This is a genomic window from Pseudomonas pichavaramensis (assembly GCF_050473265.1).
Classification (GTDB): Bacteria; Pseudomonadota; Gammaproteobacteria; order Pseudomonadales; family Pseudomonadaceae; genus Aquipseudomonas.
Window position 1 is genome coordinate 15,881 of record NZ_JBJKFJ010000022.1, and the last position, 19,606, is coordinate 35,486.

Genomic DNA, 19,606 nt, shown 5'->3' on the forward strand with positions numbered 1-19,606 from the left:
TTGCTTTGCAGGCGCTCTGTAGAATGATCCGCGGCGGGGCGCCGCTCCTACGGCTTGGGCTATGTCTGCGCTATTGATGTAGGGGCCCCGGCCTCGGGGCGAAGCTCTTGGCCTTGGGTCCTGCGCGAAGAGGGGGTGATGAGCATATTTTTTGTGGCCTTGAAATTCTTCCGACCGACCTCAGATAAGTGACTGCGGGATGCCGAAGTCGGGTTCCGCGATATGACACTTGCTGAAATCTTCAGGAGAATACTCATGAGCAACGTACTGTCCCTGGCCCCTCTGTTCCGCCAGTCCGTCGGTTTTGACCGTTTCAACGATCTTTTCGAGTCTGCCCTGCGTAGCAATGATGCTGGCAGCTCTTACCCTCCCTACAACGTCGAGAAGCACGGCGAGGACCACTACCGTATCGTGGTCGCGGCTGCCGGTTTCGAGGAAGACGATCTGGAACTGCAGGTCGAGCGCGGCGTGCTGACTGTAGTTGGCAACAAGCGTGATCGCAGCGCGGAAAGCGTCAGCTACCTGCACCAGGGCATCGCCCAGCGCGCATTCAAGCTGTCGTTCCGCCTGGCCGACCATATCGAGGTCAAGGGCGCCAATCTGGTCAACGGCCTGCTCAATGTCGAGCTGGAGCGTATCGTGCCGGAAGAGGCCAAAGCCAAGCGCATTCCAATCGGTAACCAGCGTCCGGCACTGGAAAGCTGATTCCACCAGCTGTAGGCAAAAGAAGGCGCCCCAAGGGGCGCCTTCTTCGTTTCTATCGGTTTTTTTCTACTTGCGCTGCAGCTTGAGCAATTGGCGAAATTCATCCTGCGGCAGGGGCTTGCTGAACAGGTAGCCCTGGTAAAGGTGGCAGCCCTGCGCCTGTAGAAACTCCAGCTGGTCGTTCTGTTCGACTCCTTCTGCGATCAGGGCCAGGTTCAGGCTGCGGGCCATGGCCACGATAGCACGGATGATCTCGGCGTCGTTCGGGTCGCTGGTGGCGTCGCGCACGAACGACTGGTCGATCTTCAGCATGTCCACTGGCAGGCGCTTGAGGTAGGTTAGTGAGCTGTAACCGGTGCCGAAGTCATCCATGGCGAAGCTGACGCCCTGTTTTTTCAGGCGCAGCATCTTGCCGACGGTGTCGTCGATGTTCTGGATGACGATGCCTTCGGTGATCTCCAGTTTGAGCATGGCCTTTGGCAGTTGGCTGCTACGCAGGTAATTCGAGACCCGCTCGACGAAGTCGTGTTGGCGAAACTGGCGAGGGCTGATGTTGACGCAGAGGCTGAAGCGTTTGCCATCGGCCAGCCCGTCCGCCAGCAGCCGCGAGCAGAAGTGACAGGCTTCGGCCAGTACCCAGCCGCCAACCTCGACGATCAGTCCGCTCTCTTCCAGCACCTGGATGAATTGGGCTGGCGACTGCGCGCCCAGTTGTGGATGCTGCCAGCGCAGCAAGGCCTCGGCGCCCACCACCATGCCGTCGCGGGCATCGACCTGAGGCTGGAAATGCAGCTCGAACTCGCCACGCGCCAACGCCAGGCGCAGATCGTTTTCCAGGCGCAGGCGCGCGCTGGCTGCATCCTGCATGGTGCTGCGGAACAGTTGAATGGCATTTCGCCCTGAGTCCTTGGCGCGGTAGAGGGCGATATCGGCCCGTTTGAGCAGATCCGCAGGGGTGCTGCCGTGGTCTGGAATCAGGGCAATACCAATGCTGGGAGTGACCTGCAGGCGATGTCCGTCCAGCAGCATGGGTTCAGCCAGCAACTGGCGTAGCTTGTCCGCTACCTGGCGCACGTGGCGGGTCACCTCCGAACGTTTCCCCTCCAGGCCGGAGAGCAGTACCACGAACTCGTCACCGCCAAGCCGCGCCACGGTGTCTTCCAGGCGTACGCTGGCTTCGAGGCGCGCGGTGACCAGGCGCAGCACGGCGTCACCCACTGGATGACCCAGCGAATCGTTGATGTGCTTGAAGTGGTCGAGGTCGAGAAACAACAGGGCGCCACGCAGTTGATGGCGCTTTAGCAGGGAAATCTGCTGGGTAAGGCGCTCCATCAGCAGTGCACGGTTGGGCAGGTTGGTCAGCGCATCGTGATAGGCCAGGTGCTGGACCTGAGCCTGGACCTGCTTCAGCTCGCCAATGTCGCGAGCGGTCAATAGCAGGCAAGGAACGCCGTCCAGCTCGATGGGCTGCACCGAAACGTCGACCAGAAGCACCTCGCCGTTGCGGTGCTGTCCGTGCATTTCCATGTGCAGAACCTGGCCGTTGCGTGCCAGGTGCTCGAGCATCCGTCCGCGCTCTTCGGGAAAGGCCCAGATGTTCAGCTCAAAGGCTGTGCGCCCGATGACTTCTTCAGGCGTATAGCCGGTCAGCCGGGTAAAGCCCTCGTTGACTTCGATATGGCGAGCCGTGTCTCGCTCGGTAATGGTGATGGCGTCAGGGCTGGAGTGAAATGCCTTGGCGAACTTCTCCTCGGAGGCCTGCAGGCGTTGCTCGCGTATCCCCCGATCGCTGATGTCGAGCAGTGTGCCGACCATGCGCAGCGGCTGGCCGGCATCGTCGAGTTGCAGCTTGGCGGTGCTTTCCAGGAAGCGTTGACTGCCATCTTTCAGTTGTACCCGGTAGGTGACCTGATATTGGCTGGTCTGCTCTTCGATCAGTTGCAGGTAGCGGCTGCGCAGCTCGTGTCGATCGCCCATCGGCACGTAGCCGAAGAAGTCCAGAAAGGCGCCGTCGAATGGCTCTAGGGGGAGGCCTTGCAACTGCGACGCCCGGGCACTGGCCAGCAGTCGGTTACTGGGAATGTGCCAGTCCCAGGTGCCCAGGTCGGCGGATTCCAGGGCCAGCTTGAGGCGCTGCTTGCTTTCCTTGAGTGCCACCTCTTGTATGCGCTGCTCGGTGATATTGCGAATGGTCAGCACCAGGCAAACGGTGCCGTCGAGCTCGATCGTGCCGCCGAACAGGAGGTTGCTGGTGACGCTGCCATCACGGCTGAAAAGGCGGACTTCGAGGTTGTTCAAGCTGCCACGCTGCAGCGCTTCGAGCATTCGCTGGCGATCGCTGGGATCTGCCCAGATACCCAGTTCCAACGAGGTCCGGCCGATGGTTTCGCCGCTGCTCCAGCCGAACTGCTGCTCGAAACTCGGGTTCACCTCGATGAAGCGGCCTGTCTCCTGAACCGTGATGGCGACGGCGTCGGGCGTGTGCATGAAGGCTTTGGCGAATTTTTCCTCGCTGGCACGCAGGGCGTTTTCCGCACGCTTGCGCTCGCTGGTATCGAGAAAGGTGCAGAGCATCAGGCGGTCGCCCTGCAGCTCCACATACTGGCTCGACAGCACGCCGTCGAGAATCTCTCCGGTGCGGGTGCGCAGCTGAACTTCCTGGATTACCGGTTCTCGGTTGAGAGGTGCTTGCTGGCGTAGGTGGTCTCGCTGGTTCGCGTGCACCCAGATGTTCAGCTCTTGTGTGGGCAGGCCGAGAATCTCGCTGGCGTTCCAACCAAACACCTGGGTGAAGTGCTGGTTGATCTCGACGATCTCGCTGGTGTCGTAGCGCACCAGCATCATGATGTCAGGGCTCAGGCGGAACAGGCTGGCGAAGCGCTCCTTCGATGCCTGCAAGGCCTCGGCGCGCTCCTGCTGTGCGCTGATATCGCGGATGACGCCGAACATGCGTGGGCGCCCATCGGCCTCATATTGCAGGCTGCCGGTAATCTCCAGCCAGTGCAGGCTGCCATCGGGCCAGCGGATACGATGACGCAACGCTCTGGGGATCTGTTCGCCCTTGAGGATGGTATTGAAGGTCGCCAGCACTTCGGCGCGCTCCTCCTCGGGGATCAGCTCGATGTAGTTCAGTTCGCGGGTCACCGGGCGGTTGGGATCGAGGCCGAACAGTGCCTGTGCTCCGCGAGACCAGTTCACCTGGCCGCTGCCAATGTCCCAGTACCAGGTGCCGAGGTGAGCACCATTGAGTGCGGCCAGCAGACGCTGTGCGTCCTGCCAGGTTTGTTCGAACTCGGCGGGGTCCATCGCCGGTATGTGCGGCAGGGGCGGGGTCTGGTCAGTCGATCTGGCCATGGCCGTACCTTCCTCCGGTGTGCGCGATGCGCGTGGCGGGCGTTAGAAGCATGCAGTCACTTTATTATCATTATGCCGCCACGTTAGACGCAGGTAGGTGACCTATGCAAGGTCGTCGCGTTGGCTATCGAGCAGGTCCATGAAAGCCCGCGCTGCGTTCGACAGCGTGCGCTCGGTATGCAGGATGTAGCCCAGTTGTCGTGTGAGCTGGATGCCGGGCAGCGGCAGGCGCGCAACCTGATCGTCGAGCATGGTGCGCGGCAGAACGCTCCAGGCCAGGCCGATGGAGACCATCATCTTGATGGTTTCCAGGTAATTGGTGCTCATGGCGATGTTGGGTGTGTGGCCTTGAGCCTCGAACAGGCGTTGCACGATGTGATGGGTGAAGGTGTTGCCGCCCGGGAAAACTGCGGGGTGTTGCGCCACGTCGGCCAGGCTGACGGCATGGCTGCGTGCCAACGGATGTTCCGGCGCAGCGACGAAGTCCAGCGGATCATCCCAGACGGCCACCGCGCGGATCGGCTCACGGGTTTCCGGGGCGAGGGTGATGACAGCCAGCTCTGCGCGGCCATGCAGCACTTCTTCATAGGCCACTTCCGAATCGAGGAACTGGATGTCCAGCGCCACCTGCGGGTGCGCACGGGTAAAGGCACGCAGCAGCGGGGGCAGGCGATGCAGGCCGATATGGTGGCTGGTAGCCAGGGTCAGACGACCGCTGACCTCGCCGGACAGATTGGTCAGCGCCCGTCGCGTGTCGTCCAGGACGTTGAGGATCTGGTAAGCGCGTGGCAGCAGGGCACGGCCGGCCTGGGTCAGGCCGATCTCGCGGCCGAGGCGGTCGAACAGGCGTACGCCGAGCTGTTGCTCAAGACCGGCAATGCGTTTGCTCACGGCTGGTTGGGTCAGATGCAGGCGCTCGCCGGCTTCGGAGAAACTGCCGGTCTCGGCGATGGCTATGAAGGCATTGAGGTTGGCCAGATCCATGAGGCGCTCCAGGAGATGAATGCTGGCGCAGAGCATACATTCCGTTGCGGAATCCTTTGAATAAAAAATATGAATTTGAGTTATTTCGTGCCCGGCAATAGCATTCTCCCCATAAGCCGAAGGGCCATTTTCGCCCAGGCATAGAAACACGCTGATGAGGTAACGCTGATGGCCGGCAAGACGCTCTACGACAAGCTCTGGGAAATGCACGAAGTGAAACGTCGCGACGACGGTTCCTCGCTGATCTATATCGATCGTCACATCCTCCACGAAGTGACCTCGCCGCAGGCTTTCGAAGGGCTGCGCCTGGCCGGGCGCAAGCCGTGGCGCATCGACGCCAACATCGCCACCCCGGACCACAACGTGCCGACCACCAAGGTCGAGCGCCAGGGTGGTCTGGACGCCATTGCCGATGAAGTCTCGCGCATTCAGGTCAAGACTCTCGACGAGAACTGCGATGATTTCGGCATCCTCGAGTTCAAGATGAACGACGTCCGTCAGGGCATCGTCCACGTCGTCGGCCCGGAGCAGGGCGCTACCCTGCCGGGCATGACCGTGGTCTGTGGCGACTCGCACACCTCCACTCATGGCGCCTTCGGTGCGCTGGCCCACGGTATCGGCACCTCCGAGGTCGAGCACGTGCTCGCCACCCAGTGCCTGGTGGCGAAAAAGATGAAGAACATGCAAGTGCGCGTCGAAGGCAAGCTGCCGTTCGGCGTCACCGCCAAGGACATCGTGCTGGCCGTGATCGGCAAGATCGGCACTGCAGGTGGCAACGGCCATGCCCTGGAGTTCGCCGGCAGCGCGATTCGTGATCTGTCGCTGGAAGGTCGTATGACCATCTGCAACATGTCCATCGAAGCGGGTGCCCGCGTGGGCCTGGTCGCGGTGGATGAGAAGACTATCGCCTACGTCAAGGATCGCCCGTTCGCGCCGAAAGGCGGCGACTGGGACAAGGCCGTGGCGCAGTGGCAGGGCCTGGTGTCCGACGCGGATGCCGTGTTCGACACCGTGGTCGAGTTGAAGGCCGAAGACATCAAACCGCAGGTCAGCTGGGGTACTTCGCCGGAGATGGTTCTGGCCGTGGACCAGAACGTGCCGGACCCGGCCGTCGAAGCCGACCCGGTGAAGAAGGATTCGATCAGTCGCGCGTTGAAGTACATGGGCCTGGCAGCCAACCAGCCGATCACTGATATTCAGCTGGATCGCGTGTTCATCGGCTCCTGCACCAACTCGCGGATCGAAGACCTGCGTGCGGCGGCTGAAGTGGCCAAGGGCCGCAAGGTTGCCGCGACCGTCAAACAGGCGCTGGTGGTGCCGGGCTCCGGTCTGGTCAAGGCGCAGGCCGAGGCCGAAGGACTGGACAAGATCTTCATCGAGGCCGGTTTCGAATGGCGTGAACCAGGCTGCTCCATGTGCCTGGCGATGAACCCGGACAAACTGGGCAGCGGCGAGCATTGCGCCTCGACCTCCAACCGCAACTTCGAAGGTCGCCAGGGCGCCGGTGGTCGTACCCACCTGGTCAGCCCGGCCATGGCGGCTGCCGCTGCGGTGACCGGTCGCTTCATCGATGTTCGCGAACTGATCCAGGCCTGAGGAGTTAGATGATGAAAGCATTCACCCAGCACACTGGCTTGGTCTGCCCGCTCGATCGTGCCAACGTCGACACCGATCAGATCATTCCCAAGCAGTTCCTCAAGTCGATCAAACGCACCGGCTTCGGCCCCAACCTGTTCGACGAGTGGCGTTACCTGGATGTCGGTCAACCGAATCAGGACAACTCCAAGCGGCCGATCAACAAGGACTTCGTGCTCAACTTTCCGCGCTACCAGGGTGCCAGCGTGCTGCTGGCCCGTGAGAACTTCGGTTGCGGTTCGTCCCGTGAGCACGCGCCGTGGGCGCTGGACGAGTACGGTTTCCGTGCCGTGATCGCGCCGAGCTTCGCTGACATCTTCTTCAACAACAGCTTCAAGAACGGCCTGCTGCCGATCGTGCTGGCTGACGAGGAAGTCGATGCCCTGTTCGAACAGGCCGAGGCTACCGAGGGTTACCAGCTGACCGTCGACCTCGAGGCTCAGACCGTGACCCGTCCCGACGGCGTGCAGTACCGCTTCGAAGTGGATGCCTTCCGCAAGCACTGCCTGCTCAACGGTCTCGACGATATCGGCCTGACTCTGCAGGATCAGGATGCGATCAAGGCCTTCGAAGTCGGCTACCAGCAGAGCAGCCCGTGGTTGTTCGGCGCGATCAAGTGATGTATTGAAATGACCGCTGAAAACCACCTCGACGTCGTCCAGCGCCAGTTTGGCGAGCAGGCTCAGGCCTACCTGAGCAGTGCCGTGCATGCCCAGGGCGCCGAATTTGCCGAGCTGCGTGGCCTGCTGGCCGCGCGGCCGCAGGCGCGTGTGCTCGATCTGGGTTGCGGTGCCGGGCATGTGGCCTTCAACCTGGCGCCGCTGGCGGCCGAGGTGGTGGCCTATGACCTGTCGGCGCAGATGCTTGAGGTGGTGTCGGCGGCGGCCGCCGAGCGCGGCCTGAACAATCTGCGCACCGAGCAGGGTGCGGCCGAGCAGCTGCCATTTGCCGATGGCAGTTTCGATCTGGTGGTCAGCCGCTATTCGGCGCACCACTGGCGCGATCTGGGCCTGGCCCTGCGCGAGGTGCGGCGGGTGCTCAAAGCGGGCGGTGAGGCGGCTTTCGTCGATGTGGTGGCGCCCGGTGTGCCGCTGCTCGACAGCCACCTGCAGGCGGTCGAATTGCTGCGTGACACCAGTCATGTGCGCGATTATTCGCCGGCCGAGTGGGCGCGGCAGCTGGGCGAGGCGGGGCTGGTAGTGACCGCTAGCCGGCGCCAGCGCTTGCGCCTGGAGTTCGCCTCGTGGGTCGAGCGCATGCGCACGCCGCCGCTGCTGCGCGAGGCCATTCGTGCCCTGCAGCAGGCGCAGGGCGAAGAAGTGCGGGACTATTTCGAAATCGCCGCGGATGGCTCGTTCAGCACCGATGTGCTGGTGATCCGCGCCGAACGTTAATGCTTGCCGTTGCCACGGGGCGACGGTCAATCTTTCCAAGGATATCGAGTGATGAGCAAACAGATTCTGGTTCTCCCGGGTGATGGTATCGGTCCGGAGATCATGGCTGAAGCGGTCAAGGTGCTGAACCTGGCGAATGACAAGTACAGCCTGGGCTTCGAGCTGAGCTTCGATGACCTCGGTGGTGCGGCCATCGACCGTTACGGCGTGCCGCTGGCTGACGAAACCCTGGACCGCGCTCGCGCGGCCGATGCCATTCTGCTTGGCGCCGTGGGCGGCCCGAAGTGGGACACCATCGACCCGGCCATCCGTCCGGAGCGCGGCCTGCTGAAGATCCGTTCGCAACTGGGCCTGTTTGGCAATCTGCGTCCGGCGCTGCTGTACCCGCAACTGGCCGAGGCCTCCAGCCTCAAGCCGGAAATCGTCGCCGGCCTGGACATCCTCATCGTCCGTGAGCTGACCGGTGGCATCTACTTCGGCCAGCCGCGCGAGAGCAAGGTGCTGGAGAACGGCGAGCGCATGGCCTACGACACCCTGCCGTACAGTGAGAGCGAAATCCGCCGCATCGCCAAGGTCGGTTTCGACATGGCCATGGTGCGTGGCAAGAAGCTGTGCTCGGTGGACAAGGCCAACGTGCTGGCTTCCAGCCAGCTGTGGCGCGCGGTGGTCGAGGAAGTGGCCAAGGATTACCCGCAGGTCGAGCTGAGCCACATGTATGTCGACAACGCCGCCATGCAGCTGGTGCGTGCGCCCAAGCAGTTCGATGTGATGGTGACCGACAACATGTTTGGTGACATTTTGTCCGACGAAGCCTCCATGCTTACCGGTTCCATTGGCATGCTGCCGTCGGCATCCTTGGACGCCAGCAACAAGGGCATGTACGAGCCGTGCCACGGTTCGGCGCCGGACATCGCCGGGCAGGGCATCGCCAACCCGTTGGCGACCATTCTCTCGGTGTCGATGATGCTGCGTTACAGCTTCGCTCAGGTCGAAGCCGCCGATGCCATCGAGAAGGCCGTGAGTCTGGTGCTGGATCAGGGGCTGCGTACCGGTGACATCTGGTCCGAAGGCAAGACCAAAGTCGGTACTGCCGCCATGGGTGATGCAGTAGTCGAGGCGCTGCGTAGTCTGTAATCTTTCCGGTTTCGCCAGGGTAGGTCTGGCGGGCTGTTTATATAGGTGTAGTCGTTATGAAACGTGTAGGTCTGATCGGTTGGCGTGGCATGGTCGGTTCCGTGCTCATGCAGCGCATGCTGGAGGAGCGGGACTTCGACCTGATCGAACCGGTGTTCTTCACCACTTCCAATGTCGGCGGCCAGGGGCCGGCGATTGGCAAGGACATTGCCCCGCTGAAAGATGCCTACAGCATCGACGAGCTCAAGGGTCTGGACGTGATCCTGACCTGCCAGGGCGGCGACTACACCAACGAAGTGTTCCCCAAGCTGCGTGAAGCCGGCTGGCAGGGTTACTGGATCGATGCTGCCTCCAGCCTGCGCATGGACGACAGCTCGGTGATCGTGCTCGATCCGGTCAACCGCAAGGTGATCGATCAGGCGCTGGACGCCGGCAGCAAGAACTACATCGGCGGCAACTGCACCGTCAGCCTGATGCTGATGGCGCTGGGCGGTCTGTACGAAGCCGGCCTGGTCGAGTGGATGAGCGCCATGACCTATCAGGCGGCCTCCGGTGCCGGCGCGCAGAACATGCGCGAGCTGATCAAGCAGATGGGTGCAATCAACGGCGCCGTGGCCGATGAGCTGGCCGACCCGGCCAGCGCCATCCTCGACATCGACCGCAAGGTCGCCGAGGCCATGCGCAGCGATGCCTTCCCGGTGGACAACTTCGGCATGCCGCTGGCCGGCAGTTTGATTCCGTACATCGACAAGGAACTGCCCAACGGCCAGAGCCGCGAAGAGTGGAAGGCCCAGGCCGAGACCAACAAGATCCTCGGCCGCTTCAAGAGCCCGATCCCGGTCGACGGCATCTGCGTGCGCATCGGCGCCATGCGCTGCCACAGCCAGGCGCTGACCATCAAGCTGAACAAGGATGTGCCGATGGCCGACATCGAAGGCCTGATCAGCCAGCACAACCCCTGGGTCAAGCTGGTGCCGAACCACCGCGAAGATTCCATTCGCGAGCTCGGCCCGACTGCCGTGACCGGCACCCTGAGCGTACCGGTCGGTCGTCTGCGCAAGCTCAACATGGGCTCGCAGTACCTCGGTGCCTTCACCGTGGGTGACCAACTGCTGTGGGGCGCGGCCGAACCGCTGCGCCGCATGCTGCGCATCCTGCTGGAGCGTTAAGCGCAGCATTGTCATGTGCTTAAAACGAAGCCCCGCTACCCTGGTAGCGGGGCTTTGTTGTTTTCAGGGCCAGGTTGCGGGGCTGTAGGGCCGCGGTTAAAGTGCCGCTCCTTCTGTATTTTGGGTCGAGCCATGAGCGAATCCATCAACATTGCTTTGATTGGTGCCACCGGCAACGTCGGTGAAGCGCTGGTCGAATTGCTCGAGGAGCGCGAGTTTCCGGTCAAGGAACTGCATCTTCTGGCAAGTAGCGAGTCTGCTGGGCAAAGCCTTTCATTTCGCGGTCGTCAGCTGCGGGTCAGGTCGCTCGAGGCATTCGATTTCGCTCAGGTTCAACTGGCCTTCTTCGCTGCTGGGGCAGAGGTGACACGTGCCTGGCACGAGCGCGCGATTGCCGCTGGCTGTTCGTTGATCGATCTCAGCTCCGCATTGCCGCTGGATCTGGCGCCCTGTGTGCTTCCAGAGCTTGGGCTCGAAGGTGCTGCTGCTCTGGCTGCTCCTTGGCGAGTCAGTGTGCCGACGCCGTCCGCCACTGCCTGCGCGCTGGTGCTGGCTGCGCTAAAGCCCTTGCTTCAGCCAAGTCAGGTGCAGGTGAGCGCCATGCTGGCCATATCCACGCTGGGTCGTAGCGGCGTCCAGGAACTGGCGCGGCAGACCGCCGAGTTGCTCAATGCCCGTCCGCTGGAAACGCGTACGGTGGATCGTCAGGTGGCTTTCAATATGCTGGCTCAGGTCGGTGCCGTGGATGAGCAGGGGCACGCCGAGCTGGAAAAGCGTCTGGCGGCTGAACTGCAGCAATTGTCGGGCTTGCCCGGTCTGGCGGTGGGGGCAACCTGCGCCCTGGCGCCGGTTTTCTTCGGGGACAGTCTGGCTCTCGCCATCCATGGGCAAACGGATGTCGATGTCGCAGCGGCGCAGCGTTTGCTCGAGGAGGCTGAGGGGATCGAGTTGATCGAGGCGGGCGACTATCCGACGGCAGTGGGTGATGCGGTTGGCCAGGATCTGGTCTACATCGGGCGTATTCGTCGTGGAGTGAGTGATCCACGGCAACTCAATTTGTGGATTGCGTCTGATAATGTGAGAAAAGGCGCGGCCTTGAATGCTGTGCAGATAGCTGAGTTATTGATAAAACACTATCTGTAAAAGATACTTACCTAGAAATTTGAAGAATCTTTCTAGCTTGGCAATACTGGCTGAGTTAATTGCTGAATGGGGAGCCGCTCCTGGAGCGGAGGCAGGCAGCAATAACCAAGACCCTCTCGCATGCCGAGAAAAAGATAAAACAAGGGATAACGCTATGGTTCGGGTTCGCAAACTAGTGCTGGCAATCGCAGCGGCTTCTGCGCTGTCTTCCGGTATGGCGCATGCGCTGGGGTTGGGTGAAGTCACCCTGCAATCCTCGTTGAATCAGCCGTTGGTAGCGGAAATCGAACTGTTGGAGGTGCGCGATCTGGCCTCCAATGAAGTGCTTCCCAACCTCGCGTCTCCTGAAGATTTCGTCAAGGCAGGCGTCGATCGTGAGTACTTCCTGACCGATCTGAAGTTCACGCCTGTGCTCAAGCCCAATGGCAAGAGCGTGATTCGCGTCACTTCGAGCAAGGCGGTACGCGAACCCTATCTCAACTTCCTGGTAGAAGTTCTTTGGCCGAACGGTCGCTTGCTGCGTGAGTACACGCTGCTGCTGGATCCGCCGCTTTACTCGCCACAAACCGCTGTGGCCGCCGCGCCGCGTTTGCCGGCTGCTGCTGCCGCGCCGCGTCCTGCAACCGCACCTGCTGCTTCCGCTTCGGCGCCTGCCAGCGCTCCGCGCCCGAGTGCTCCGGCGCCTGCCTCGCAAGCGATTTCCGGTAATGAATACAAGACGACTGCCAACGACACCCTCTGGGAGATTGCTCAGCGAGTCGGTGGTGGTTCGGTCAATCAAACCATGTTGGCGATTCAGGATTTGAACCCTGACGCGTTCATCGGCGGCAACATCAACCGCATGAAAAGCGGTCAGGTGCTGCGTCTGCCGGACGAGCAGCAGGTCCGTCGCCGCAGCAATGCCGAAGCGGTTGCTCAGGTTGCCGAGCAGAATGCCGCCTGGCGTGAGGGCCGCGCTGTCGCTTCGCGTCAGCTGGATGCCACGCGTCGCACCGAGGCAGGCGCTGCTCCTTCTACTGCAGAAAGCGGCGACAGCCTGAAACTCGTTGCTGCTGATGCAGGGCAATCCACTCGCGGCAGTGATACCGGTTCTGCCGACAGCAAGGCCCTTGCTGACAAATTGGCGGTGACTCAGGAAAGTCTCGACTCGACTCGCCGTGAAAATAGCGAGTTGCAAAGCCGGGTAGGGGATCTGCAGAGTCAGCTGGACAAGCTGCAGCGTCTGATCGAGCTCAAAGACAGCCAGCTGGCGAAGTTGCAAGCCGACATGGCCGCGACGCCAGCAGAGACGCCTGTACCAGAAACAACCGAAAACGCTCAGGAGCCGGAAGCGCCGGCTGCCGAGCCTGAGGTCGTGCCGCCAGCGTCGGAGGCTGCAGCACCTCCCGTTTCGCCGCCTGAGGAGGCGGCGACCGACTACAACTATTCTGAGGAACCGGAGGCGCCTGTCGATGACAGCGCCGCCGCCAACGAACAGCCGGCCAGCGAGCCGGCTGCTGCCGTTGAACCGGCTGCTCCAGCCACGCCTGTCGAAGAAACCAAACCAGCTGCACCGGCACCAGCTCCCGCACCGGCTCCGCAGAGTTTTCTCGATGACCTGATGAGTAACCCGATGACCCTGGGGTTGGCGGGTGGTGGTGCGCTGCTGCTATTGCTGGTTGGGCTGATGGCGCTGTCGCGTCGCAATGCCATGAAGGAAGCTGAGCAGCATGAAGAGCTGGATGACGAGCTGGCTCAGGATCAGGCCTTTGCCTCTGACCTCGACATGCCGGAAGACACTTTCGCGGGTCTTGCGGACGAGCCTGTCGATGCTGTTGCTCCGGTTGGCGCCGAGGAGCGCGTTTCTGCACAGACTGGCGACGCGCTGGGTGAGGCGGATATCTACATCGCCTATGGTCGTTTCAACCAGGCTGCAGAGTTGCTGCAGAATGCGATCAATGACGAGCCGCATCGGGCTGATCTGCGTTTGAAGCTGATGGAGGTCTACGCCGAACTGGGTGATCGCGAAGGCTTTGCCCGTCAGGACAATGAGTTGCGCGAAATCGGCGGGATCAATGCCGAGGCGGAGCAGCTCAAGGCCAAGTACCCCGCAATCGCCGCCTTTGCCGGTGCGGGCGTAGTTGCAGCTGCGTCCTCCGCAGATGATATCGGTGAGTTCAGTCTCGATGACCTCAGCCTGGACGAGCCCAGCAACGAAACGCCTGCCGCCGCTGGTGACGACCTCGACGACGCCTTCGACCTGAGTCTCGATGATCTTGAGTCCGACCTGGGCAATGACATTCAGTCTGCCAAGGCCGAAGACACTGCGCTCTCGCTGGATGACGATCTGGATTTCGGTCTGGTCGACGAGCCGGCTGCGCCGGCGGCTTCCACCGATGATGACCTGGGCTTCGACCTGGCTCTGGACGACGACAAGGTTGAGCTGTCGCAGCCTGCCGACGATCTGTCCGACTTCAGTCTGGGCCTGGATGAGCCTGCGCCGGCTGTTGCGGATGAGGCTGACGACTTCCTGCTGAGTCTGGATGACGAGGCGCCAGCTGTTCAGCCAGCCGACGAACTGGCGGACCTGGGCCTCGATCTGCCGGGTGAAACGCCTGCTGCCGATCTGGATCTGCCGGCAGACTTCGACCTGTCCCTCGACGACGAGGCTCCTGCTCAGCCTGCGGTCGAAGCCGATAGCTTCGCGGCGCAGCTGGACGAAGTGACCGCCGAGCTGGATCAGCTGACCACCGATCTCGATGACCCGCAAGAGGCGCCAGCAGTGTCTGTCGACGCTCTCTCCGCTGATCTGGATGGTGACGATGACTTCGACTTCCTCTCCGGCACCGACGAGACTGCGACCAAGCTCGACCTGGCTCGCGCTTACATCGACATGGGCGATAGTGAAGGCGCACGTGACATCCTCGACGAGGTCGTTGCCGAAGGTAGCGAAGCTCAGCAACAGGAAGCGCGCGAGATGATTGCCAAGTTGGTTTGATCGAATCCATGTCTGATGCAGTACCTGTAGCGGCCGCCGAAATGGCGGCCGCTGGCTTTTCCAGAGTCGCCCTGGGCCTCGAATACAAGGGCGCGCGCTATCGCGGTTTCCAACGCCAGAGCGGCAAGGTCGCCTCCATCCAAGGCTGTCTGGAGGATGCGCTGTCCAAGGTGGCAGGTGGTGCGCCGGTGACCATTCACTGCGCGGGTCGCACCGATGCCTCGGTGCATGCCAGCGGTCAGGTGGTGCATTTCGATACCGCTGTCGAGCGGCCGCTGCAAGCCTGGATCATGGGCGCCAACCTGAACCTGCCCAAGGACATCAGTGTGACCTGGGCCAAGGTGATGCCGAGGCATTTCCATGCGCGCTTCAGCGCCATGGCGCGACGTTACCGTTACGTGATCTACAACGACCCGATTCGCCCGGCGCACATGGCCGAAGAGGTGACCTGGAATCACCGCCCGCTGGACGTGGCGCGTATGCGAGAAGCCTCGCGAGTGCTGGTCGGCACCCATGATTTCAGTGCGTTTCGCGCCACGCGCTGTCAGGCCAAGTCGCCGGTCAAGACCGTGCATCACCTTGAGGTCATCGAGCATGGATGTTTCATCGTGCTGGATATCCGCGCCAACGCCTTTCTTCATCATATGGTGCGTAACATCGCCGGCGTGCTGATGGCGATCGGAGCAGGGGAGCGGCCGGTGGAGTGGGCGGCAGAAGTGCTGGCCCGTGCCGAGCGGCGCACGGGCGGGGTGACCGCGCATCCTTTCGGCCTGTACCTGATCGAGGTGGAATACCCGCAGGAGTTCGAGTTGCCGGCGCGCTATCTTGGCCCGCATTTTCTCTCGGGCCTGGCGGATGTGCGGGCGCGCTAGCCTTTGCTAACATCCGCCGTTCGATAGCCAAGAGGTGTAAGCGGATGCGCGTGCGCAGCAAGATTTGCGGCATAACCCGAGTGGAAGACGCGCTGGCGGCGGTCGCAGCCGGGGCTGACGCCATTGGTCTGGTGTTCTATGCCAAGAGCCCGCGCGCGGTCAGTGTCGAGCAGGCGATAGCAATCGTGCAGGCCTTGCCGCCGTTCGTGACCAGCGTCGGGTTGTTCGTCAACATGCCGCGCGCACAGTTGCAGGCTTTGCTCGCGCAGGTGCCGCTGGACCTGCTGCAATTTCACGGCGATGAGTCGCCCGAGGATTGTGAAGGCTATGCTCGCCCTTACATCAAGGCCCTGCGTGTGCGTCCGGGCGAAGACGTTGGTGCATTGATGGCGCCCTACGCTGGTGCGCGTGGCATCCTGCTCGATACCTTTGTGGAGGGCGTGCCGGGCGGAACCGGCGCCGCGTTCGACTGGTCACTGGTGCCAGAGGCGGCCGCCAAGCCGATTATCCTGGCCGGCGGTCTCGATGCGAGCAATGTGGCGCAGGCGATTGGCCAGGTTCGTCCCTTTGCCGTGGATGTCAGTGGCGGCGTCGAGGCGAGCAAAGGCATAAAGGATGCAGGCAAGATTCGTGCATTCATACAGGCAGTCGATGCTGCTCAATGTGACGGCAGTAGCGGCGGGGCCGTCAATTAGCCTGTTACGCCGCCATGGCCCGTTTTGTGGGCTGTTCGCTGCGGCAGAAAAGAATTGCTGGAGGTGGGCGCTTCACGATGAGGCGTTCATCCGAACCAACGGTTATGGAGATAAGACAGCATGAGCAACTGGTTGGTAGACAAACTCATTCCCTCGATCATGCGTTCCGAGGTGAAGAAGAGCTCTGTGCCCGAGGGGCTGTGGCACAAGTGTCCGTCCTGTGATGCCGTGCTTTACCGTCCTGAGCTGGAAAAGACCCTGGACGTCTGCCCCAAGTGCAACCACCACATGCGTATCGGTGCACGTGCGCGCATTGATCTGTTCCTCGATGCTGATGGTCGTGAGGAGCTCGGTGCCGATCTGGAGCCGGTCGATCGCCTGAAATTCCGTGACAGCAAGAAGTACAAGGATCGCCTGGCCGGCGCACAGAAGCAGACCGGCGAGAAAGATGCGCTGATCTCCATGAGCGGCACTCTGGAAGGTATGCCGATTGCCGTGTGTGCCTTTGAGTTCTCCTTCATGGGCGGCTCGATGGGCGCCATCGTCGGTGAGCGCTTCGTCCAGGCGGCCAATTACGCCCTGGAAAAACGCTGCCCACTGGTGTGCTTCTCCGCTTCTGGCGGCGCGCGCATGCAGGAGGCGCTGATTTCGCTGATGCAGATGGCCAAGACTTCCGCGGCGCTGGCGCGTCTGCGTGAGGAAGGTCTGCCGTTCATCTCCGTACTGACCGACCCGGTCTACGGCGGCGTTTCCGCCAGCCTGGCCATGCTCGGTGACGTCATCGTCGCTGAACCCAAGGCGCTGATCGGCTTCGCCGGCCCGCGCGTGATCGAGCAGACCGTGCGCGAGAAGCTGCCAGAAGGCTTCCAGCGCAGCGAGTTCCTGCTGGAGCATGGCGCTATCGACATGATCATTTCGCGTAACGAACTGCGTCCGCGTCTGGCGCGCCTGCTGGCGCAGTTGATGAATCGTCCGTCTCCGGTCGCGCTGCCGGCCACTGCATGATCGAACGTAGCCTGGGCGAGTGGCTCGCCTACCTCGAGCAGTTGCATCCCTCGGCCATCGACATGGGCCTGGATCGCTCGCGCGAGGTGGCGCGGCGGCTCGGCCTGGGCAAGCCCGCGCCATTGGTGATCACCGTCACCGGTACCAACGGCAAGGGTTCCACCTGCGCCTTTCTCGCCAGCCTGCTGACCGGGCAGGGGCAGAAGGTGGGGGGTTACAGTTCGCCGCATCTGCTGCGCTACAACGAGCGGGTCGTGCTGCAAGGGCGCGAGGCCAGCGATGCTGAGCTGTGTCAGGCCTTCGCAGCGGTTGAGGCGGCGCGTGGCGAAATTTCCTTGACCTACTTTGAAGTGGGGACGCTGGCAGCCTTCTGGTTGTTCGAGCGTGCCCAGCTCGATGCCGTGGTGCTCGAGGTCGGGCTCGGTGGTCGCCTGGACGCAGTCAACCTGATCGATGCCGATCTGGCGTTGATTACCAGCATCGGTCTCGATCATGCCGATTGGCTGGGGGATACCCGCGAATCGGTGGCTTTCGAGAAGGCCGGCATCATGCGTGCGGGTAAGCCCGCCCTCTGTGGCGACCTCGACCCACCGCAGCCCTTGTTGGAACAGGTGCTGAACCTGGATGCGCCGCTCTTTCTGCGCGGGCGCGATTACGACCTGAGTGTGAGCAAGCAGACGTGGTCGTGGTATGGCCTCGATGCGCAGGGCCAGGTACTGCGCCTGGAGCAATTGCCGCTGCTTGACTTGCCGATGGAGAATGCTGCTCTGGCACTGCAGGCCTATGCGCTTCTGCCGTTCCCCTGGAGTCACGAGCAGATCGTGCAGTCCCTGTTGGCTACGCGAGTGACCGGACGGCTGGACCGTCGCACGCTGAACTGGCGTGGCAAGACACTCACGCTGTTGCTCGATGTTGGGCATAATCCGCATGCTGCCGAGTATCTGGCGCAGCGCCTGGAAAGCCGTCCGCCGCGGGGCAAGCGCTGGGCGGTATTTGGTTTGCTGGCCGACAAGGACCTGACCGGCGTCGTGGCGCCGTTGCTCGATCAGGTCGCTGGCTGGGCTGTGGCGCCGCTCGCCACTTCACGCTCGCGTCCAGCGCAGGAGCTTGCTGAGCACCTGCAGCGGCAGGGCGCCGCAGTGGAGCAGTACGCGGACGTGCATGCGGCACTCGATGCGCAATGCGAGCAGGCGGCTGAAGGTGACGAGATTCTGTTGTTCGGATCGTTTTTCTGCGTGGCCGAGGCCCTGGATTGGCTGGCCCGCCCGGCTTGATAAGGGGATTGGGGGATGGCAATGCTGGACAAGGGGCTCAAGCAGCGCATGGTCGGTGCTCTGGTGCTGGTGGCGCTGGCAGTGATTTTCCTGCCGATGCTGCTGTCGCGCGAGGACGAGATGCGCCGCGTGGTGGTAGATGCGCCGGAGATGCCGCAAGCGCCGGAGGTGGCAGAGATCATCGTGCAGCCGGCGGATGTGGTCGAGCCTGAGGCGTTGCCGCAGGAGCCCATTCCTCTGGAAGACGAGGCGCCTCAGGTGGTCGAGGTGCAGGAGCAGCCTGAGCCGGTCAAAGTTCCTGCCGTTGAGGCGAAGAAGCCCGAGCCTGCCAAGTCCGAGCCGGTGGCTACATCGACTCAGCCCAAGTCCGATGCGCGCCTGGATGCCAACAACCTGCCGATCAGTTGGTCGGTGCAGTTGGCCAGTCTTTCCAGTCGCTCTGGCGCAGAAACCCTGCAGAAAACCCTGCGTAGCCAGGGCTATAACGCTTACCTGCGCACCTTTGAAGGGATGAATCGAGTTTTCGTCGGCCCATTGATTGAGCGTGCTGAGGCCGAGCGCCTGCGTGATCAGCTCAATCGCCAGCACAAGCTCAGTGGTTTCGTGGTGCGTTTTCAGCCAGAGGCTGGTTGAACACGGGACTTTTCATTGCCCGGTTACCCGATGCGCCGGGCTCTGGTAAAATGCTTCGCCTTTTCCGCTGGTAGGCCGCACCGTGGTATTCACCTGGGTCGATTGGGCGATCATCGCCGTCATCGCCATCTCGAGTTTGATCAGCCTGAAGCGCGGCTTCGTCAAGGAAGCTCTGTCGCTGCTGACCTGGATCGTCGCGGGCATCGTTGCCTGGATGTTCGGTGGCGCGCTGGCCCAGCACCTCGTCGAGTTCATCGAAACGCCTTCGGCACGGGTGATTGCCGCCTGTGCCATTCTCTTCATCGCCACCTTGCTGGTAGGCGCTCTGGTCAATTTTCTCATCGGTGAGCTGATTCGCGTGACTGGCCTGTCCGGTACCGACCGTTTTCTCGGTATGGTATTCGGTGCCGCACGGGGTGGCTTGCTGGTGGTACTGCTGGTGGGGCTGATCAGCCTGGCGCCGGTAGAGCAGGACGAATGGTGGCAGCAGTCGCAACTGGTGCCGCATTTTCTGATGGTCGCCGACTGGTCGAAGAACCTCATATTGGGGTGGTCCGGTCAGTGGTTTTCCGGCGGATCGGCTCACCCAGCCGATCTGCTTTAAAAGAGTGGCCAATGCGGCAACCGCTGCG

At 62.1% G+C, this 19,606-nt stretch carries 16 protein-coding genes; 14 read left to right on the forward strand and 2 right to left on the reverse strand.

All coding sequences use genetic code 11. The features are described 5' to 3' along the window. Positions 1 to 255: 255 nt before the first annotated feature. Positions 256 to 705, forward strand: coding sequence for an Hsp20 family protein (locus ACJRW5_RS24025; protein ID WP_277700467.1), 450 nt, complete (start codon positions 256 to 258; stop codon positions 703 to 705). Positions 706 to 771: 66 nt separating this feature from the next. On the opposite strand, the gene ACJRW5_RS24030 is transcribed toward ACJRW5_RS24025, so the two are convergent. Then, the gene (locus ACJRW5_RS24030) at positions 772 to 4,059 is read right to left on the reverse strand and encodes a sensor domain-containing protein (protein ID WP_484572993.1); all 3,288 of its coding nucleotides are present in this window, start codon (positions 4,057 to 4,059) and stop codon (positions 772 to 774) included. A gap of 102 nt (positions 4,060 to 4,161) precedes the next feature. Continuing rightward, entirely contained in the window at positions 4,162 to 5,043 is an 882-nt protein-coding gene (locus ACJRW5_RS24035) for a LysR family transcriptional regulator (RefSeq protein ID WP_484572994.1), read from the reverse strand. A gap of 168 nt (positions 5,044 to 5,211) precedes the next feature. Here ACJRW5_RS24035 and leuC point away from each other — a divergent pair, with 168 nt between their 5' ends. From leuC to ACJRW5_RS24100, 13 genes are all read left to right on the forward strand, one after another. Beyond that, the gene (gene leuC / locus ACJRW5_RS24040; RefSeq protein ID WP_484572995.1) at positions 5,212 to 6,639 is read left to right on the forward strand and encodes a 3-isopropylmalate dehydratase large subunit; all 1,428 of its coding nucleotides are present in this window, start codon (positions 5,212 to 5,214) and stop codon (positions 6,637 to 6,639) included. Positions 6,640 to 6,650: 11 nt separating this feature from the next. Continuing rightward, a complete protein-coding gene (gene leuD, locus ACJRW5_RS24045; RefSeq protein ID WP_484572996.1) occupies positions 6,651 to 7,298 on the forward strand; it encodes a 3-isopropylmalate dehydratase small subunit in 648 nt (215 codons plus the stop codon). Between the two features lie 9 nt (positions 7,299 to 7,307). Further along, entirely contained in the window at positions 7,308 to 8,072 is a 765-nt protein-coding gene (locus tag ACJRW5_RS24050; protein ID WP_484572997.1) for a class I SAM-dependent methyltransferase, read from the forward strand. Between the two features lie 51 nt (positions 8,073 to 8,123). Further along, complete coding sequence (gene leuB / locus ACJRW5_RS24055) at positions 8,124 to 9,206, forward strand: 3-isopropylmalate dehydrogenase (protein WP_484572998.1); 1,083 nt, start codon at positions 8,124 to 8,126, stop codon at positions 9,204 to 9,206. Between the two features lie 56 nt (positions 9,207 to 9,262). Next, on the forward strand, positions 9,263 to 10,375 hold the full coding sequence (asd, locus tag ACJRW5_RS24060; protein ID WP_484572999.1) for an aspartate-semialdehyde dehydrogenase: 1,113 nt from the start codon (positions 9,263 to 9,265) through the stop codon (positions 10,373 to 10,375). 132 nt (positions 10,376 to 10,507) lie between these two features. Continuing rightward, complete coding sequence (locus tag ACJRW5_RS24065; protein WP_484573011.1) at positions 10,508 to 11,518, forward strand: aspartate-semialdehyde dehydrogenase; 1,011 nt, start codon at positions 10,508 to 10,510, stop codon at positions 11,516 to 11,518. 154 nt (positions 11,519 to 11,672) lie between these two features. Continuing rightward, entirely contained in the window at positions 11,673 to 14,495 is a 2,823-nt protein-coding gene (locus ACJRW5_RS24070) for a motility hub landmark protein FimV (RefSeq protein ID WP_484573000.1), read from the forward strand. Between the two features lie 8 nt (positions 14,496 to 14,503). After that, the gene (gene truA / locus ACJRW5_RS24075; protein ID WP_484573001.1) at positions 14,504 to 15,367 is read left to right on the forward strand and encodes a tRNA pseudouridine(38-40) synthase TruA; all 864 of its coding nucleotides are present in this window, start codon (positions 14,504 to 14,506) and stop codon (positions 15,365 to 15,367) included. Positions 15,368 to 15,390: 23 nt separating this feature from the next. Beyond that, on the forward strand, positions 15,391 to 16,062 hold the full coding sequence (locus ACJRW5_RS24080; RefSeq protein WP_484573012.1) for a phosphoribosylanthranilate isomerase: 672 nt from the start codon (positions 15,391 to 15,393) through the stop codon (positions 16,060 to 16,062). 120 nt (positions 16,063 to 16,182) lie between these two features. Continuing rightward, positions 16,183 to 17,067 (forward strand): acetyl-CoA carboxylase, carboxyltransferase subunit beta, encoded by an 885-nt coding sequence (gene accD, locus ACJRW5_RS24085; protein ID WP_484573002.1) that lies wholly within the window; start codon positions 16,183 to 16,185, stop codon positions 17,065 to 17,067. After that, complete coding sequence (gene folC, locus ACJRW5_RS24090; RefSeq protein WP_484573003.1) at positions 17,064 to 18,341, forward strand: bifunctional tetrahydrofolate synthase/dihydrofolate synthase; 1,278 nt, start codon at positions 17,064 to 17,066, stop codon at positions 18,339 to 18,341. The genes accD and folC overlap by 4 nt, the downstream gene beginning before the upstream one ends. Positions 18,342 to 18,356: 15 nt before the next feature. Further along, on the forward strand, positions 18,357 to 18,974 hold the full coding sequence (locus tag ACJRW5_RS24095) for an SPOR domain-containing protein (RefSeq protein ID WP_484573004.1): 618 nt from the start codon (positions 18,357 to 18,359) through the stop codon (positions 18,972 to 18,974). A gap of 82 nt (positions 18,975 to 19,056) precedes the next feature. Further along, positions 19,057 to 19,578: a CvpA family protein gene (locus ACJRW5_RS24100; protein ID WP_484573005.1), complete on the forward strand. Its 522-nt coding sequence runs from the start codon at positions 19,057 to 19,059 to the stop codon at positions 19,576 to 19,578. The last annotated feature ends 28 nt before the right edge of the window (positions 19,579 to 19,606 follow it).

Coding starts and splice junctions, on each gene's coding strand:
- leuD (WP_484572996.1), top strand. CDS start 6,651: ATGAAAGCATTCACCCAGCACACTGGCTTGGTCTGCCCGCTCGATCGT.
- ACJRW5_RS24095 (WP_484573004.1), top strand. CDS start 18,357: ATGGCAATGCTGGACAAGGGGCTCAAGCAGCGCATGGTCGGTGCTCTG.
- leuB (WP_484572998.1), top strand. CDS start 8,124: ATGAGCAAACAGATTCTGGTTCTCCCGGGTGATGGTATCGGTCCGGAG.
- ACJRW5_RS24070 (WP_484573000.1), top strand. CDS start 11,673: ATGGTTCGGGTTCGCAAACTAGTGCTGGCAATCGCAGCGGCTTCTGCG.
- ACJRW5_RS24030 (WP_484572993.1), bottom strand. CDS start 4,059: ATGGCCAGATCGACTGACCAGACCCCGCCCCTGCCGCACATACCGGCG.
- truA (WP_484573001.1), top strand. CDS start 14,504: ATGTCTGATGCAGTACCTGTAGCGGCCGCCGAAATGGCGGCCGCTGGC.
- accD (WP_484573002.1), top strand. CDS start 16,183: ATGAGCAACTGGTTGGTAGACAAACTCATTCCCTCGATCATGCGTTCC.
- asd (WP_484572999.1), top strand. CDS start 9,263: ATGAAACGTGTAGGTCTGATCGGTTGGCGTGGCATGGTCGGTTCCGTG.
- ACJRW5_RS24035 (WP_484572994.1), bottom strand. CDS start 5,043: ATGGATCTGGCCAACCTCAATGCCTTCATAGCCATCGCCGAGACCGGC.
- leuC (WP_484572995.1), top strand. CDS start 5,212: ATGGCCGGCAAGACGCTCTACGACAAGCTCTGGGAAATGCACGAAGTG.
- folC (WP_484573003.1), top strand. CDS start 17,064: ATGATCGAACGTAGCCTGGGCGAGTGGCTCGCCTACCTCGAGCAGTTG.
- ACJRW5_RS24065 (WP_484573011.1), top strand. CDS start 10,508: ATGAGCGAATCCATCAACATTGCTTTGATTGGTGCCACCGGCAACGTC.
- ACJRW5_RS24050 (WP_484572997.1), top strand. CDS start 7,308: ATGACCGCTGAAAACCACCTCGACGTCGTCCAGCGCCAGTTTGGCGAG.
- ACJRW5_RS24025 (WP_277700467.1), top strand. CDS start 256: ATGAGCAACGTACTGTCCCTGGCCCCTCTGTTCCGCCAGTCCGTCGGT.